This is a genomic window from Bacillus sp. AFS098217, from assembly GCF_002551815.1.
Taxonomy (GTDB): Bacteria; Bacillota; Bacilli; order Bacillales; family Bacillaceae_G; genus Bacillus_A.
This window is the reverse complement of sequence record NZ_NVPR01000016.1, coordinates 38,131-54,914: the sequence shown is the minus strand read 5'-3', so window position 1 is coordinate 54,914 and position 16,784 is coordinate 38,131. Positions and strand designations below refer to the sequence as shown.

The 16,784-nt window shown below is 35.4% G+C and carries 17 protein-coding genes; 5 read left to right on the top strand and 12 right to left on the bottom strand.

The annotated features are described in order from the left end of the window. Window positions 1–56: 56 nt before the first annotated feature. The gene (gene cyoE, locus COO03_RS03220; RefSeq protein ID WP_097895030.1) at window positions 57–980 is read right to left on the bottom strand and encodes a heme o synthase; all 924 of its coding nucleotides are present in this window, start codon (window positions 978–980) and stop codon (window positions 57–59) included. A gap of 499 nt (window positions 981–1,479) precedes the next feature. Here cyoE and COO03_RS03215 point away from each other — a divergent pair, with 499 nt between their 5' ends. After that, window positions 1,480–2,409, top strand: coding sequence for a COX15/CtaA family protein (locus COO03_RS03215; protein WP_097895029.1), 930 nt, complete (start codon window positions 1,480–1,482; stop codon window positions 2,407–2,409). A 209-nt stretch (window positions 2,410–2,618) separates the two neighbouring features. Here the strand turns inward: COO03_RS03215 and pyc are convergent, their stop codons facing one another. From pyc to COO03_RS03195, 3 genes are all read right to left on the bottom strand, one after another. Further along, window positions 2,619–6,065, bottom strand: a complete 3,447-nt coding sequence (pyc, locus tag COO03_RS03210) for a pyruvate carboxylase (RefSeq protein WP_097895028.1) — start codon at window positions 6,063–6,065, stop codon at window positions 2,619–2,621. A 396-nt stretch (window positions 6,066–6,461) separates the two neighbouring features. Continuing rightward, a complete protein-coding gene (locus COO03_RS03200; protein ID WP_097895026.1) occupies window positions 6,462–7,652 on the bottom strand; it encodes an FtsW/RodA/SpoVE family cell cycle protein in 1,191 nt (396 codons plus the stop codon). Window positions 7,653–7,775: 123 nt separating this feature from the next. Then, on the bottom strand, window positions 7,776–8,063 hold the full coding sequence (locus COO03_RS03195) for a YlaN family protein (RefSeq protein WP_097895025.1): 288 nt from the start codon (window positions 8,061–8,063) through the stop codon (window positions 7,776–7,778). Between the two features lie 148 nt (window positions 8,064–8,211). Between COO03_RS03195 and COO03_RS03190 the strand changes: the two genes are divergently transcribed. Next, window positions 8,212–8,709 carry a hypothetical protein gene (locus tag COO03_RS03190; protein WP_097895024.1) on the top strand — a complete coding sequence of 166 codons (498 nt, stop codon included), beginning with the start codon at window positions 8,212–8,214 and terminating at the stop codon, window positions 8,707–8,709. Between the two features lie 58 nt (window positions 8,710–8,767). On the opposite strand, the gene COO03_RS03185 is transcribed toward COO03_RS03190, so the two are convergent. Then, entirely contained in the window at window positions 8,768–10,096 is a 1,329-nt protein-coding gene (locus tag COO03_RS03185) for a PhoH family protein (protein WP_097895023.1), read from the bottom strand. A 244-nt stretch (window positions 10,097–10,340) separates the two neighbouring features. Continuing rightward, window positions 10,341–10,796, bottom strand: coding sequence for a pyridoxamine 5'-phosphate oxidase family protein (locus COO03_RS03180; protein ID WP_097895022.1), 456 nt, complete (start codon window positions 10,794–10,796; stop codon window positions 10,341–10,343). A gap of 141 nt (window positions 10,797–10,937) precedes the next feature. On the opposite strand from COO03_RS03180, the gene COO03_RS03175 reads away from it, so the two are divergent. Further along, window positions 10,938–11,138, top strand: coding sequence for a YlaI family protein (locus COO03_RS03175; protein ID WP_097895021.1), 201 nt, complete (start codon window positions 10,938–10,940; stop codon window positions 11,136–11,138). A gap of 36 nt (window positions 11,139–11,174) precedes the next feature. On the opposite strand, the gene COO03_RS03170 is transcribed toward COO03_RS03175, so the two are convergent. From COO03_RS03170 to typA, 3 genes are all read right to left on the bottom strand, one after another. Next, window positions 11,175–11,450: a hypothetical protein gene (locus COO03_RS03170; RefSeq protein ID WP_097895020.1), complete on the bottom strand. Its 276-nt coding sequence runs from the start codon at window positions 11,448–11,450 to the stop codon at window positions 11,175–11,177. A 14-nt stretch (window positions 11,451–11,464) separates the two neighbouring features. Beyond that, window positions 11,465–11,767 carry a YlaH-like family protein gene (locus COO03_RS03165; RefSeq protein ID WP_097895019.1) on the bottom strand — a complete coding sequence of 101 codons (303 nt, stop codon included), beginning with the start codon at window positions 11,765–11,767 and terminating at the stop codon, window positions 11,465–11,467. 174 nt (window positions 11,768–11,941) lie between these two features. Further along, complete coding sequence (gene typA / locus COO03_RS03160; RefSeq protein ID WP_097895018.1) at window positions 11,942–13,786, bottom strand: translational GTPase TypA; 1,845 nt, start codon at window positions 13,784–13,786, stop codon at window positions 11,942–11,944. 140 nt (window positions 13,787–13,926) lie between these two features. Between typA and COO03_RS03155 the strand changes: the two genes are divergently transcribed. Further along, a complete protein-coding gene (locus COO03_RS03155) occupies window positions 13,927–14,106 on the top strand; it encodes a DUF5325 family protein (protein WP_141523161.1) in 180 nt (59 codons plus the stop codon). 43 nt (window positions 14,107–14,149) lie between these two features. Here COO03_RS03155 and COO03_RS03150 read toward each other — a convergent pair whose 3' ends face one another. Together COO03_RS03150 and COO03_RS03145 are read right to left on the bottom strand one after the other, a co-directional pair. Continuing rightward, window positions 14,150–14,941, bottom strand: coding sequence for an inositol monophosphatase family protein (locus tag COO03_RS03150; RefSeq protein WP_097895016.1), 792 nt, complete (start codon window positions 14,939–14,941; stop codon window positions 14,150–14,152). Between the two features lie 89 nt (window positions 14,942–15,030). Beyond that, window positions 15,031–15,219, bottom strand: a complete 189-nt coding sequence (locus COO03_RS03145; RefSeq protein ID WP_001250169.1) for a hypothetical protein — start codon at window positions 15,217–15,219, stop codon at window positions 15,031–15,033. Between the two features lie 209 nt (window positions 15,220–15,428). Here COO03_RS03145 and COO03_RS03140 point away from each other — a divergent pair, with 209 nt between their 5' ends. Continuing rightward, window positions 15,429–16,055 carry a YktB family protein gene (locus tag COO03_RS03140; protein WP_097895015.1) on the top strand — a complete coding sequence of 209 codons (627 nt, stop codon included), beginning with the start codon at window positions 15,429–15,431 and terminating at the stop codon, window positions 16,053–16,055. A gap of 81 nt (window positions 16,056–16,136) precedes the next feature. Here COO03_RS03140 and COO03_RS03135 read toward each other — a convergent pair whose 3' ends face one another. Then, window positions 16,137–16,406, bottom strand: a complete 270-nt coding sequence (locus tag COO03_RS03135) for a UPF0223 family protein (protein ID WP_097895014.1) — start codon at window positions 16,404–16,406, stop codon at window positions 16,137–16,139. Between the last annotated feature and the right edge of the window lie 378 nt (window positions 16,407–16,784).

Below are 16,784 nucleotides of genomic sequence, written 5' to 3'. Positions count from 1 at the left end.
ACTTTATAGTAAGTAAAGTAAATCTCAACATAAAGAAATCCACTCATGTCGTTGTCTTAGAAGAATGTAACTACAATCATTGACACAAATAAGATTGTCAAGTAATTCAGGGAGTAGACAAACATTTGTACGGACCATTTGATGTCATCTTTCTTACGGAAGCCATAGAATCCTAATACGATCCATCCGATGTTAAGCAATGTTGCTATTACCATAAATGTTACACCAAGTCCACTCATATAAAATGGTAATGGTAATAAACATACTGTCCAAATCATGATTTGACGCTTTGTAATATCAAATCCATGAACAACAGGAAGCATTGGGATCCCTGCATTTCGATATTCATCAACACGTTTCATCGCAAGTGCGAGGAAATGTGGGATTTGCCAAATGAACATAATCAAAAATAACATCCAAGCGATTGGATGATCTAAACTAGGATCAATAGCGGCCCAACCAATTAAAGGTGGAACTGCTCCAGATACACTACCTACTACTGTATTTAGTGTATATGTTCGCTTTGTCCATAATGAATATAAAACAACATATGTGAAAGCACCAATGAAACCAATAAATGCTGCCATAGGTGTTGTAAGTAACAAGAATACAAATCCAAGAAGTAATAATGCAATACCTAATGTTAACACAAACCCAGGTTTATATTTTCCAGTTACTGTCGGACGGTTTTTTGTCCGTTCCATTAAGTGATCAATATCTCGATCAATATAGTTATTTAAGCTACATGACCCTGCCATAATTAATGCAGAACCGACAATTGTAAAGAACATTTTATCCAAGTGTTCCAAAACATTTAATCCATTAAAATGTACAGCCAACCAAAATCCTGTAAATACAGTTAGCGTATTTGAGTTTACAATCCCCATCTTAACGAGCGCTAATAAATCTTGTACACGTGTTGTTTCCGGTACATTTGTTACAGCTGACTCATCATGCAGCTCACTTGTTGCATGGTTCATCATTTCAACCCCCTCTTAAAACTTTCATCCTTCTTCTGCGTCTTTACTTTATAAAAGTAGTACGCTTCTATATAGCAATATTATTACAGTAGAAATGATGTTAACTCATTCTACTACTAATCTACGCTCATACTCCAATATATTAAATCATATTTCCCGAACATTTTGTGAAGAAAACATGAACTTTTTGTGTCGAATCATAAAAAAGTTTCTCCTATTCATTCCTATCATACCATGATGCTACCTTTTATAATAAACTATTTTGTCATATTTAGCATGTATTCCTTCCATTTCTTTTCATAATAGGTGTAATCCTCCCTAAATTATGTAATTTTTATTCCGTTTTTTTCTTTTTGTAAACATTTTATTCCCCCTCTTCATTTCTTTGCTATTTTATTATTTTTTATATATCATAGGACTGTAGCACATTTTGTTCTATAAACGTAACGGAATGAAAATATTTCGCAATAACTTCATAGCAGAAAGATGGTGAAAGAGATTGCAACGCTTTATTAAATGGTTAGCAGTCATTACAAGCCTCGACTTATTAGGGGTTTTATTAGGAGGAGCCTTAGTTACAAAAACCGGTTCAGGTCAAGGTTGCGGTAAATCATGGCCACTCTGTAATGGTGAATTGATTCCGTCTCATTTATCAATGGAAACAATTATTGAGCTAAGTCACCGCTTAACATCAGGATCAGCAGGAATTCTTGTTACACTTCTTTGCATCTTATCCTGGAAATATTATAAGCATGTGCGTGAAACAAAAACGCTTGCTATTTTATCGTTCGTATTTTTAGTTGCACAAGCATTAATGGGAGCAGCTGCGGTTGTTTGGGGACAAATACCCGCTGTATTAGCTATCCATTTTGGCATTTCCTTAATTTCATTTGCTTCGGTCATTTTACTAACGTGTCTTATTTTTGAAATTGACAAGAAATTTGATGCACGATCTCTCATTATGGACAAAAAAATGAAATTCCATATTTACGGTGTAACAATTTACAGCTATATTGTCGTCTATACAGGGGCTTTAGTACGGCATGAACATGCAAGCTTAGCATGTCCGTCCTTTCCGCTTTGTAGTAAAAATAGACCATGGCCTACCCAGTTACACGAATGGGTTCAAATGGGGCATAGGTTTGCTGCAACATTAATATTTGTTTGGATACTATATGCAATGATTCTAGCTATTCGCCAATATAAACAACAACGCGTTGTATATTGGGGATGGATTACTTCATTTGTTCTCGTTACACTTCAAGCAGTTGTGGGGATGTTAGTTGTATATACAGGCGCTAGTCTATCAATGTCATTATTACACTCACTCTTTATTTCTTGCCTCTTTGCTGTACTATGTTATTTGGTTATGTTAGGCACAAGGAGTACAGCAAATGCTAAAAAAACACAACAATCAACCTCAGCGTAAAATAAACAATCGTTTTAATAACTTGCCACTATGGCAAGTTATTATTTTTATCCCGATTGATGAGGACTAATAATCAGCGGGGGATGAAGCCCCCCACTGATTAAAGTTTCACTTTATTTCTCGCCTAACTTCTTTACTTCTGTTAAGTATTACCGTTCGCCAATAACGAGATAAAAAAAGAGCCGCTTTTTAGCAGCTCTTTTTTATTATTAATGATCTAATTCCATTAATAAATCACCTGTTTGAATGGCATCGCCATCTTTTACATATACTTTCTTCACTTTACCGTTGAACGGAGCTTGAACAGTTGTCTCCATTTTCATTGCTTCCGTAATGGCCATGGAATCACCTTTTTTCACTTCATCGCCTTCATTTACGACAACTTTAATAACAGTTCCTGGCATCGTTGCACTAATATGATTTGGATTCTCACGATTTCCTTTCACACGCTGTGCAACTGTCGCTTTAATACTTTCATCTTTCACAACAATTTCACGAGGTTGTCCATTAAATTCAAAGTAAAGCACACGCGTTCCATCTGGCTGCGATTCTCCAATTGATACTAATTTAACCATCAATGTTTTACCACGCTCAATTTCCACATCAATTTCTTCACCAAGGCTCATGCCATAGAAGAATGTAGGTGTATCGAGCACGGACACATTTCCATAAAGCCCAACAACTTTTTCATAATCCATAAACACTTTTGGATATAATGCATATGCAACTACATCAAAAATTGTTACTTCACGTCCAAGTTTATGGAATAATTCTTCTTTTAAAGCGTTGAAATCTACTGGTTCTAATAATTCACCTGGTCTTACTGTTATTGGTTCTTTCCCTTTTAAAATAATTTTTTGCAATTCTTTCGGGAAGCCACCATATGGTTGTCCAAGATCACCAGAGAACATTTCAATAACAGAACCTGGGAAATCTAAGGAATGTCCACGCTCAAAAATATCTTGTTCTGTAAGGTGATTTTGTACCATAAACAATGCCATATCCCCAACAACTTTTGACGATGGCGTTACTTTTACAATATCACCAAACATATCATTTACACGGCGGTACATCACTTTTACTTCGTCAAAACGATCTCCTAATCCAACCGCCTTCGCTTGTTGCTGAAGATTACTATATTGCCCACCTGGCATTTCATGCATATATATCTCTGTATGAGGAGCATTCATACCACTTTCAAATGGTGCATAGTATTTACGAACATCTTCCCAGTAATGAGAAAGTTTTTCTAATGAATTCACATCAACATCTGGTTGTCTTTCATTTCCACCTAACGCATAGTATAACGTGTTCGCACTTGGCTGTGATGTTAAACCTGCCATTGAGCTTACTGCTACATCGACAATATCAACACCTGCTTCAATTGCTTTCGTGTACATTAAAACACCATTTCCACTTGTATCATGCGTATGAAGGTGAATCGGAATCGATATTGTTTCTTTTAGCGTAGAAACTAGATCGTACGCCGCATTTGGTTTTAATAATCCAGCCATATCTTTAATACCTAAAATATGTGCGCCTGATGCCTCTAATTCTTTCGCTAAGTTTTTATAATAATTCAAGTCATATTTACTGCGCATTGGGTCATGAATATCCCCTGTATAACACATTGTTGCTTCTGCAATCTTACCGCTATCTCTTACAGCATCAATTGCAACTCTCATACCTTCCACCCAGTTTAAGCTATCAAAAATACGGAATACATCAATTCCAGCTTGCGCTGAACATTCCACAAATTTTTGAATTAAATTATCTGGATAATTTTTATAACCAACTGCATTTGAAGAACGAAGAAGCATTTGGAATAATACATTCGGCATTCTTTCACGAAGTTCTAGTAATCGCTCCCACGGATCCTCTTTTAAGAAACGATACGCAACATCAAATGTAGCACCGCCCCACATCTCAGCCGAGAATAAATTCGGTAACATTCTAGCTGTTGGCTCAGCGATTTGATTTAAATCTTTTGTACGAATACGTGTTGCAAGTAGAGATTGATGTGCATCACGGAATGTTGTATCCGTTAAAAGTACACGTTTTTGATCTTGTACCCATTTTACTAAGCCATCCGCACCGCGTTCATTTAGAATTTGTTTCGTTCCGTTTTGAATTGGTTCAGAATGTTTCGTGTTTGGTATACGTGCATCTTGGAAAATTGGTTTTTCTTTCTTACCTACCCCAGGGAAACCATTTACCGTTACCGTACCAATATAACTTAACATTTTTGTACCGCGGTCTTTACGTTTTGGGAATACGAACAGTTCAGGTGATGCATCAATAAATGATGTATCATACTCTCCTGACAAGAAGTTTTTATGTTTTACCACATTCTCTAAGAATGGAATATTTGTTTTAATACCACGAATACGAAATTCTTTTAAATTACGTTCCATTTTCGCAGCAGCTTGTTCAAATGTAAGTGCCCAAGTTGTCACTTTTACAAGTAAAGAATCATAGTACGGTGTAATAACTGCTCCTTGGAAACTATTACCTGTATCAAGACGAACCCCAAAACCACCACCGGAGCGATACGCCATAATTTTTCCTGTATCAGGCATGAAATTATTAAGTGGATCTTCTGTTGTTACACGAGATTGAATCGCATAACCGTGTACAATAATGTCTTCTTGTTGTGGCACACTCACTATCGAACTATGTAAAGCATGTCCATCTGCAATTAAAATTTGTGACTGAACAATATCAATTCCTGTAATCATCTCTGTAATTGTATGTTCTACTTGAACACGTGGGTTTACTTCAATGAAATAAAAGTCATCCCCTTTTACAAGGAATTCAACTGTACCAGCATTCAAATAATTCACATTTTTCGTTAAGTGTACTGCCGCTTCACAAATGCGATGACGAAGATCGTCGGCAAGTGATACACTAGGTGCAATTTCAACTACTTTTTGATGACGACGTTGTACAGAGCAATCACGCTCATATAAATGTACAACATTTCCTTCTTCATCCGCTAATATTTGCACTTCTATATGTTTAGGTTTTTCAACAAATTTCTCAACATATACTTCATCATTACCAAAAGCCGCTTTCGCCTCTGATTTTGCACGAGTATAAGATTCTTTTAATTCATCACTATTACGTACAATACGCATACCTCGACCGCCACCGCCAAGGGAAGCTTTAATAATTATCGGATAATCATACTTTTCAGCAAATTCTTCAACTTCTTTTAGTGAATTAACAGGTCCATCACTACCAGGGATAACTGGAATATTTGCTAATTGTGCTTGCGTTCTTGCTTTTACTTTATCTCCAAACATATCTAAATGTTTGCTCTTTGGTCCGATAAAGATAATCCCTTCTTCTTCACAACGTCTTGCAAATTGAATATTTTCTGACAAGAAACCATATCCAGGGTGGATTGCATCTACATGATTGCTCTTTGCAATCTCAATGATACCTTCAATATCAAGATAGGCATCGATCGGTTTTTTTCCTTCCCCTACCAAATAAGATTCATCTGCTTTATAACGATGGTAAGAACCGCTATCCTCTTTTGAATAAATTGCAACTGTGCTTAACCCAAGTTCTGAACAAGCTCGGAATACACGAATTGCAATTTCTCCGCGGTTAGCTACTAATACTTTTTGAATACGTTGCAGCTTTGTCATGATTTTCCCCCTCTATTTTCCTACCACTCTAGAGATTAAGTAAGCACATGTTCTAAAGAGCGTGAAGTTCTTCACTTTCTTTTCAAAATTTCACTTAGAAAGCTTCACCTTATTTTTATTCATCATACCTTATTTTTTAACAAATGATAAGTTTTCTAATCAATTTGTTTCACAAAAATAGTATAGCATACCTCTTCCTTTTCTAACAGACTTATTGTATATCACATTCAAATAAATATGTTACACTTTTGTTTTTTAGTCGAAAAAAGTATAACATATTAAAAAATCAATATAATAAAAAGGCTCTGTGTTCGAAAACACAAAGCCTTTTTATCCCGCTATTTGCTAGCAGTAATAGTCAGCAGAGAATACAGCCCCACTAGTTAAAGTTTTATTTTATTTCACGACAACAAGATGTCGTTCACCGTGTTCTTTCTTCTGATTTATTCTTTCTTGCTGCTTCTCTTGTTTTTTTACGTAACTGGCTATATTTAACAATATGCCCATTGCAAATAAATTAGCCATTAAAGAACTACCACCATAACTGATAAATGGTAAAGGTACACCAGTAAGAGGTAATAACCCAGACATACCACCAACATTAACCAATGTTTGTACTCCAATCAGACTAGCGATACCAATTGCTATTAAACTTCCAAATGGGTCTTTACACTTTTGAGCAATCCTAAATGAACGAATAATGATGAGTAACAAACAAATTAAAACAATCGCTACACCGATAAAACCAAGTTCTTCAGATATGATTGTCATAATAAAGTCTGTATGTGGTTCAGGTAAATACCCATACTTTTGTATGCTATTTCCAATCCCTCTACCATTTAGTCCCCCTGAAGCAATTCCAATAAAAGAGTTCACTAGCTGAAATCCAGTACCTTGTGGATCGTCAAATGGATTAAAAAACGCTGTAAAACGTGCTTTTTGGTAGGGTTTCAATGCATAGTTACCAACTAAGTATAAAAGCGGAATCCATACAATTGAGCTTAACAACAGACGCTTTATCCACTTGTTAATCGGAACTCCTGAACAAAGAAACATAATCCCGACAGTGCCTATAATCAACAATACCGTCCCTAAGTCATTTTGTTTCAGAATTAAAAATACCACTAACCCTATAAACAAAATTGTGCCTGCTGATCCTTTCCATACTGAAGTGTCTGTTTCTTGTCTTCTTGCAAAGAAACGTGCAAGTATGATAATGATAGCTATTTTAACAAATTCCGCCGGCTGTATACCAAACACCCACGCTTGCGCACCATTCGCTGTCGTTCCAAGTAATAATGATAAAGATAACAATCCAATGCTTCCTAGTATCATTAGTAACAAAACAATTCGTTTTCTCCAAAACTGATATGGAATCGCAGCGATCACTCCTAATCCCAATACTGTCCCTATACCTAATGCTACTAATTGCTTACGAAAAAAGTAATCACTCGGCAAATTCAGTTTAGCATACTTTGTAATAGCCAAAATAGAGCTAGCACTGTATACCATTATCACTCCCAGTACACATAAAATGACAAGAGGAAGCAATAATGAATAATCCATTGACTTCCATACTTTTTTCATGCAATATCCTCTTTCTGTTTTCATTTTAATTGTTGTATTCCATATGTATCAATATTCTTCCTGCTTTATTATACAAATAAAAAGCTCAAACTGAATCAGTTTGAGCCCCCTTATTTGAACCCGTTATTGTTGTTTATTTGTAAATGCTTCATGAAGTGCTGATAATTCCCGTTCAAGCTCTCCTAACATCTCTTTCCCTTGCTCTTCTGTAATAAGACCAAGACGAACCGCAAAGTCAACCTCACGGGATAGCCCAAACATTTGTGTGTCCAACACTTCTTCATATAATGGACATTGCGGCATCGTAAGGTGATCCATCTGCACCTTAATAAGTCTTAAAATCTTCTCCGCATCCGCTTGTAGAAGGGCAAGTGCCTTTTCCTGATGATTTGCTATTGTCTCAGACGCCAAATTGATTCCCTCCGTTTCCGTCCTACTATCCTATCTATTAATATTAGCGATAGTTTTAATAAATTGCAATAGAAACATTTTTTGTGACAACCGTGTCTAATCCTATTATACTGAAAAGTGGGAGCATAATACAAATGGGGGAACAACAATGAGTGAAATTTTGTTTATAAACGGAAAAGTACGCTTTCCAATTACCATCGATCCAAGCGTTTGGATTTTTGATGATCGAAAAGTAGATTTAACAACTTATTTTAGTGAAACTAGAGAAGAAACATCTGAATTAGAAACCTATCTGAAACACACTTCTGAACATTGGGACCGTGAGATTCGTGATGGTGCAATTTTCCCACCGATTCAAAAGAGCGTAAAGAAATTCAAAAAAGAGCAACTTATTACCGGAACATTCGGTATACCACTTCATCCCTTTTTCAAAAATGCCGAAATTATAGATAGTGCAACACATGTTGAAATTGAAACGCTGCATGATACAATCACATTTCCATTAGAAAAAGTCCAAAATGCTATTCTCGGCTTTTCAAAAGACGGGAAACCATTACGAGAGGACGGACCTGTTCACCTTTACTTTGATGACGGTTCTAATAAAAATAATCCGATTCGAAATATCCGTAAATTTACAGTTATTTAACCAGATGCTTCCTATCTAATAACAGAATAAAAAGGAGTGGGCTTTTGCCCACTCCTTTTTATAATAAATCTGCTGCTAATTGTGCTAAATTAGAACGTTCTCCTTTTACAAACTTTACATGCCCACTAATTCTTTGTTCTTTAAACTTCTCTACAACATATGTTAGGCCATTATTATATTCATCTAAATAAGGATGATCGATTTGCTGAGGATCCCCCATTAACACAATCTTACTTTTCTCTCCCACCCTTGTTAATATTGTCTTCACTTCATGTTTCGTTAAATTTTGTGCTTCATCAATAATAATAAATTGATCTGGAATACTCCTTCCTCGTATATACGTAAGTGCTTCGACCTCAATCGAACCCATACCTGCTAAAATAGCATCTAATTCACCAGGCTTTTTGGTATTAAATAAATACTCTAGGTTGTCAAAAATCGGTTGCATCCACGGCCTTAATTTTTCTTCTTTCTCTCCAGGTAAATAACCAATATCTTTTCCAACAGGGACGATAGGTCTTGCGACAAGAAGCTTTTTATACAAACCTAAATCCTCCGTTTGCATAAGTCCAGAAGCTAGTGCAAGCAACGTTTTACCAGTGCCCGCTTTACCTGTTAAAGTTACAAGCGGAATGTCTTCACGGAGCAATAATTCTAATCCCATAATTTGCTGTACATTTCGCGGACGTATTCCCCAAACTTGCTCATTATGAAAAATGAGTTTTTTTACTTTTTTCCCTAAGTTATCAACGATTCCAAGCGCAGAACTTGATCCCCCTAACGCATCTTTCATTACAATAAACTGATTTGGATAAAACGGGTGATTTGCAATTTCGGATAAAGGAAGCTCTCCTTTTTCATAAAAATAATTCAACTGTTCTTTTGATATGTAGCTTTCTAAAAATCCTGAATATATATTTTCCACTTCAATTACACGATCACTTAAGTAATCTTCGGCTTGTAAGCCTAATGCATCTGCTTTTACTCTTACAAGGACATCTTTACTTACTAAAATAACAGACTTCCCATCTTCTTTATCCTGCTCTTCTAAGGATAAATTTTTTGCGACCGCTAAAATACGATTATCATTTGTTTTTTCTACAAAAATATCTTGCAGTTGAACAAACGAGCGATGATTTAATTCAATACGAAATGTCCCTCCATTTTCCAGAGGAATACTTTCATGCAGCTTTCCAAGTTCACGAAATTTATCTATTAGCTTAGATACATAACGGGCATTTCGTCCAACTTCATCCATATAACGTTTTTTCGAATCAACCTCTTCTAATACAACTGCTGGAATCACTACTTCATTTGTTTCAAAAGAAAAAATAGATAAAGGATCCTGCAAAAGTACATTCGTATCTAACACATAAATTTTATCCAACCTGTTACCCCCTGACTCCACTTTTAAATTTGTAGAACAAGGGTTTCATCCATCACATAATATGGACGAACCATTGTTATAATTATATGTACCGTATAAACGAGGTAGAATCGAAATTCATATAAATTAAAACTTTTCTTCAATCTTTCTGCGTTCTCTCCTATTCAAAAGCACTTCATTATTAACATTTATAATTTACCAGGAAGTAGAAAAAGGATGAACCACCTCAGTTGTTCATCCACTTTCACAATTCTTTCATCCCTGTTAACACTTGATGATCAAGTTTTTTAGCAGCTCGAATATCGTATGTCTTTTCATATGTTGGTTCTGCAACAAGCCTTGCTCCGTAAAACATAACATCACGGACCTCTTTTACAGCTACTTCTACTACAGTTAACTTAAGGGAAACACCCTCCATTCTATCAGTTAAAACCTTTGCTTCACCGCTAATGGAAAATACGGATTCATTTGCCATTATAGTTAATACAAGTTCTGCATGATGTCTTAAATTTTCCACAATACGTGAACGTTGATCCACAGCAAATCGAATACTAGTCTCACTCATTGCATATACCCATGAAATAGCACTGACATTAGGAATATTTTTTTCAAAATCAGTAGTTGCTATTGTAACAATATTCTCCTTACGTAAAGATTGTACTAAGGAATCTGTCAATGTAGGTTCTACCACATTCGCCATATTTCCACCTCCAAATTTTTCTTATCTTTATGATAACTTATTTTTCGAATTGCGAAAATATTATTTTTTTCCTCTACAGTTCAAAAACATCAAACTTACATGATATACTTATAACGATAGAATTTGTATTGAGGTGACGAAATGAGAGTCAAATGCATGATTTGTGATAAAAAAGATGAGCTAGATGACGAAAACCCTATGGCCAAAAAGCTTCGTAACCGTCCAATTCATACATATATGTGCATGAAATGTACAGAGCGTATTACAGAACGTACAATGGAACGCCATGCAAGCGGCAAGTTTCATTTATATCGTGATAAAACAGTAGAAGATGAATGGTAACCTGTAAAATAAGTCCTTAATCATTTAGATGAGGACTTATTTATATTTTTCTGGTTCTCGGTTCATCTGCTCTAAAAAACAATCAATCAATTCTAATGGAAATCTTGCAGACCGTATTTCTCCATCTTTTTCGTATGTAATTACATACATCTCCTCGTTCTTTTCAACCGTTATATTCTTTAATTGATAGTCCTCATATAGCATGTTATGAAATAACCCATATGTTTCTTGGGCAGCCATATCATGCGGGCGTGCTTCCATAACCGTTTTAATTGTTAACCAATTATATAGCACATCTTGTACGGAACGCATGAAAACTTCCCCCTTTAACTTGCTTTCTGTTGCCTCGCTTGACGTAAGCGTAATCTATACATACCGAGCACAATTGCAGCCACAACAAGCCCCTCCCCAACTGGTAAAAAAACCGCAAAGAAAGTTAAAACAGTACACCCGATTGCTAAAGACACATAAATTACAATATTTTTTAGTAAAGATAACTTCCGAGCAAATCCTAAATTATATACAAGCGCACTTAATATGATGATTGTACCGTAAAGCAACCACATCCCCACTTCTGGATTGACATCTACATTGTACAACTTCGCAAAAAATGACATTTTTTCAAGCACTACACTTCTCCCCCTTACTCACGCAGATGAATAACAACTCCTTCTCTTTCATTTTCAATGTACTTACTATAAGAGTACCCTGCAAAAAAAGTACTGTCCACACAAAAGAGTAAATTTTCAAAAAATATTTACAATAAAAAAGCTGCCTTTTATCAAAAGGCAGCCCTACATTACTTAAGCTTCGACAGATTTCTTTTTCTTAGCAGCTCTTTCGCGCTCACTCTTATCAAGAATCTTTTTACGAAGACGAATTGATTCTGGAGTTACTTCACAGAACTCATCATCGTTTAAGTACTCTAATGACTCTTCTAAAGTCATTAAGCGTGGTTTTTTCATTGTTGAAGTTTGATCTTTCGTCGCAGAACGAATGTTAGTTTGTTGTTTCATTTTTACAACGTTAACTGTTAAATCATTCTCACGTGTATGTTCTCCAACAATCATACCAGCATATACTTCTGTACCTGGTTCAACGAAGATTACACCACGATCTTCAACTTGCATAATACCGTATTGTGATGCTTTTCCTGTTTCAAGTGAAACAAGAACACCTTGGCGACGTCCACCAACTTGTCCAGCATGTACTGGTTGGTAGCAATCGAATGTATGGTTTAAAATACCATAACCACGAGTTAATGTTAGGAATTCTGTCGTGTAACCAATTAAACCACGTGCCGGAACCATGAAAGTAAGGCGAACTTGACCGTTTCCGTTATTCACCATGTCTAACATTTCACCTTTACGTGCACCCATTGATTCCATAATAGAACCAGTGTATTCTTCAGGCACATCGATTTGTACGCGCTCTACAGGCTCACATCTTACGCCATCAACCTCTTTAATAATTACTTCAGGCTTAGATACTTGAAGTTCATAACCTTCACGACGCATGTTTTCAATTAAGATAGATAAGTGTAACTCTCCACGTCCAGATACAATCCATGCATCAGGAGATTCTGTATTATCTACACGTAAGCTCACATCTGTTTCTAATTGTGAACGAAGACGCTCTTCAATTTTACGAGATGTAATATATTTACCTTCACGACCTGCAAATGGGCTGTTATTTACAAGGAATGTCATTTGTAGTGTCGGCTCATCAATACGTAATAATGGTAATGCTTCTTGATGTTCAACTGGACATACCGTTTCACCAACGTTAATGTCTTCCATACCAGAAACAGCTACTAGGTCTCCAGCTTTTGCTTCTTCAATTTCTTGACGTTTTAATCCCATGTAACCAAATAATTTTGTTACACGGAATTGTTTTACACTTCCATCAACCTTCATTAGTGCAACTTGTTGTCCTACTTTCATTGTACCGCGGAATACACGACCAACTCCGATACGACCTACATAATCATTATAATCAAGAAGTGCTACTTGGAATTGAAGTGGCTCTTCACTGTTATCAATTGGTGCTGGAATATGATCAACAATTGTATCAAATAATGATTTCATATTCTCTTCTTGGTTTGCTGGATTTGAATCTAAGCTCGCTGTTCCGTTCATTGCTGAAGCAAATACAACTGGGAACTCTAATTGATCTTCGTTTGCACCAAGTTCAATGAATAAATCGATTACTTCATCAACTACTTCATCAGGGCGAGCAAAGTCACGGTCAATTTTGTTTACTACAACGATTGGAGTTAAATTTTGCTCAAGAGCTTTCTTTAAAACAAATCGTGTTTGTGGCATACAACCTTCATATGCATCAACAACAAGTAAAACACCATCTACCATTTTCATGATACGTTCTACTTCTCCACCGAAGTCAGCGTGACCAGGTGTATCTAAAATGTTAATTCGTTTATCTTCATAGTGAATCGCAGTATTTTTCGCTAAAATCGTAATACCGCGCTCTCTTTCTAGATCATTTGAATCCATTGCGCGTTCTTCAACGTGTTCATTCGCACGGAAAGTCCCCGCTTGACGTAATAATTGGTCAACAAGTGTTGTTTTACCATGGTCAACGTGGGCAATAATTGCTATATTTCGTAAATCTTGTCGTTTTTTCAACATGTCCAACTCCTAGTGTCTTTTTAATCCTTCTCTATTATAAGAGCGAAGGGGATACAATGGCAATCAAAATAAAATCAAGAATGAAAATATAGTTGTATTCTTACTTTTGTGAAAGTAAAATGAGATTGGAGGGTGAAGATATGGAACACATTCAATATCGCTTTTTATTAATAGCTATTATCGGTGTTATTTTCTTAATTGGCATTGGAATTATGATTGCTGAAAATAGTCCCATCGGTGTTATTATTTGCATTATCGGAACATTTGTTACAGTTGGATACGGATTTGTAACAAAACGAAAAATGCGTAAATCACAGTAACAGTAAAAAGTAAGAAGCTTTTCGTAGCCTCTTACTTTTTTTGTTACTGTGATACAAATGGTAATAACTCTTCATATACTCCCGGCTTCGCAACTAATACACTACTTTTTTCTACAATAGAAATTGCTTTACCAGCAAATGTCGTTACTTTGCCATCAACTTCTTCTACAATGATTAGCCCTCCACCAAAATCCCAAGGAGATAATCGCGGCGTCACGTAAGCATCTAATCTCCCTGTTGCAACATATACCATTTCTAGTGCTGCGCAACCATATGAGCGTGTTCCTCGTGCTTTTTTCACGAGCTTCATCATTTTTTCCATATTAAGTAATGGATTATCAGTAAGCCACGTAGCATTTAAAGCGATAATTCCGTTTTCTACTGTACCTTTCTCTAAAGTAGGAATGGTTATACCGTTACAAAATGCTCCTTCCCCCTTTATAGCATGATACAGTTCGTCATGAACCGGATCATAGATGAGGCCAATTTTTCCGATACCGTTCTCATAAATGCCAATCGAAATTGCGAAATTTCTTTTTTGATGAACAAAATTCATCGTACCATCAATTGGATCAATTAACCAAACAACCCCATTCGGAGAAGTGATTTTGTCTCCATATCCTTCTTCTCCTAAAATATAATGATCCGGGAATGTTTCTTTAATTTTCCCAATTAAAAACTGTTCTATTTCTCGGTCCATATTTGTTACTAGATCAGTGACATTTGACTTCGTTTCTACAATAAGTGATTTTTTCAACGATGCCATTAAACGTTCCCCAGCTTCTCGAATCCACTGTTTTGCATGTGTATCGATTTCTTTCCATACCTCTTGCATATTTTAAACACCTCGATCTATACTGTTCACAGAAAAAACGAACCCTTTATAAGGTTCGCACCAACTAAATTTTTATACATATACTATTATTACGCTTCTAAACGAATCATTTCAAGTCTTAGCACTTCTAATTTTTGTACGCACTCTTCTTTTTTCTGATTATCATTCTCCATCATAGCATCATATAAAGTCGCTAATTCATAATCTAATTCCAATCTCAATACCGGAATTCTCTTTTCAGCATCTGTTCTCTTTAACGCATTAATCACCTGTCTCATTTTTATTTGCCTCCTCCCAATATTCGTCTGCCCTCGGACTAGAATTAACTTAATTTTCTGATTTTTTGTTTTATACTATACTATGTTGGATAAATCATCTATGCAACAAAATTATATTTTTTTTACTGAAATTTTTTTGTGCTGTTTTTTTATGAATCGTACAAGCTATGCTAAAATAAAAAAACAAACTAGGAGTTGGAGGAACTGTCATGACATTACAAACATTTAAATCAACTGACTTTGCTGTTTTTTCTGTTGATGGTCTTGAAGAACGAATGAATGCTATTAAAACAAATATTCATCCAAAATTAGAAGCTTTAGGCGAACAATTTTCCCATTATTTATCCGAGCAAACTGGGGAAACTTTTTTCTACCATGTAGCGAAACACGCACGCCGCAAAGTCAATCCACCAAACGATACTTGGGTTGCTTTTTCAACAAATAAACGCGGGTATAAGATGTTACCACATTTTCAAATTGGCTTATGGGGTACCCATGCCTTCATATACTTTGGTTTAATCTATGAGTGTCCGCAAAAAGTGGAAGCGGCTCATGCCTTCTTAGAACATTTAAATGATTTAAAAACAAATATACCAAATGACTTCGTTTGGTCCATTGACCATACTAAACCAAGTGTAAAATCACATAACATATTAGAATCGAAAGATTTACAAAAAATGATCGAACGCTTAGCCACTGTAAAGAAAGCAGAGCTATTAGTCGGTATTCATATCTCGCCAGAAGAATTTTCAGAAATGACCAATGAACAATTTCTTGCCAAGGTTGAATCTACGATGCAATCACTCCTTCCTTTATATAAAATTTGTAATCGATAGTAGAAAACGGACAATATATATTGTCCGTTTTTAGTTGTTATCACATTATAGCACTTCAATTTTTATTTTTCAAAATCTTTTTTATATTTTAACAATCTTTTGTTCTTCTACTTCTTTCGCTTTTTGCATGGCACGATATATAGAATATCCACTTACCTCTTGAAACTCTTTATCAATTTTCTTCTCTTCCGCTTTCGATGGAACAATCTCTTTAAACCTACGATACAATCCCATCAATTCTTCTCTAACAATTCCTTTTTCATATACCTTTTCAATCGCCTCATAAAATTTCACAATCGCAATCATTTCCTCGTTCGACCAATCATAATCAAGTGGATATTGATATTCCATTCTTACACCTCATCTATCTTTTGTTGTTTTGTTATTATGCTACCTTAAAGATTACAATTTCATCCTTTGGTATAGCCACTTTGCATTATACACTATTTCTCTTTTTTTATAGAATTGTCTTCCTCTATGAGAAAAATGAAAAATAAAATTGAATGACTAGAAATCATACATACGCTAAAAATGATATTTTTCTATACATCTATAATTATTGGTGATATAATGCTTTTGTTTTATAGAAAATAAAGTGAAACTTCCATTTCAAAAAACTTTTTTATGAATGGTAAGTAAAACGAATCTAGTTCTTAGAGATCGTTATATAACTATACAAGGGAAGATAACTTTCTTATTGAACAAGATGTCATAAAACAAAGCATAATA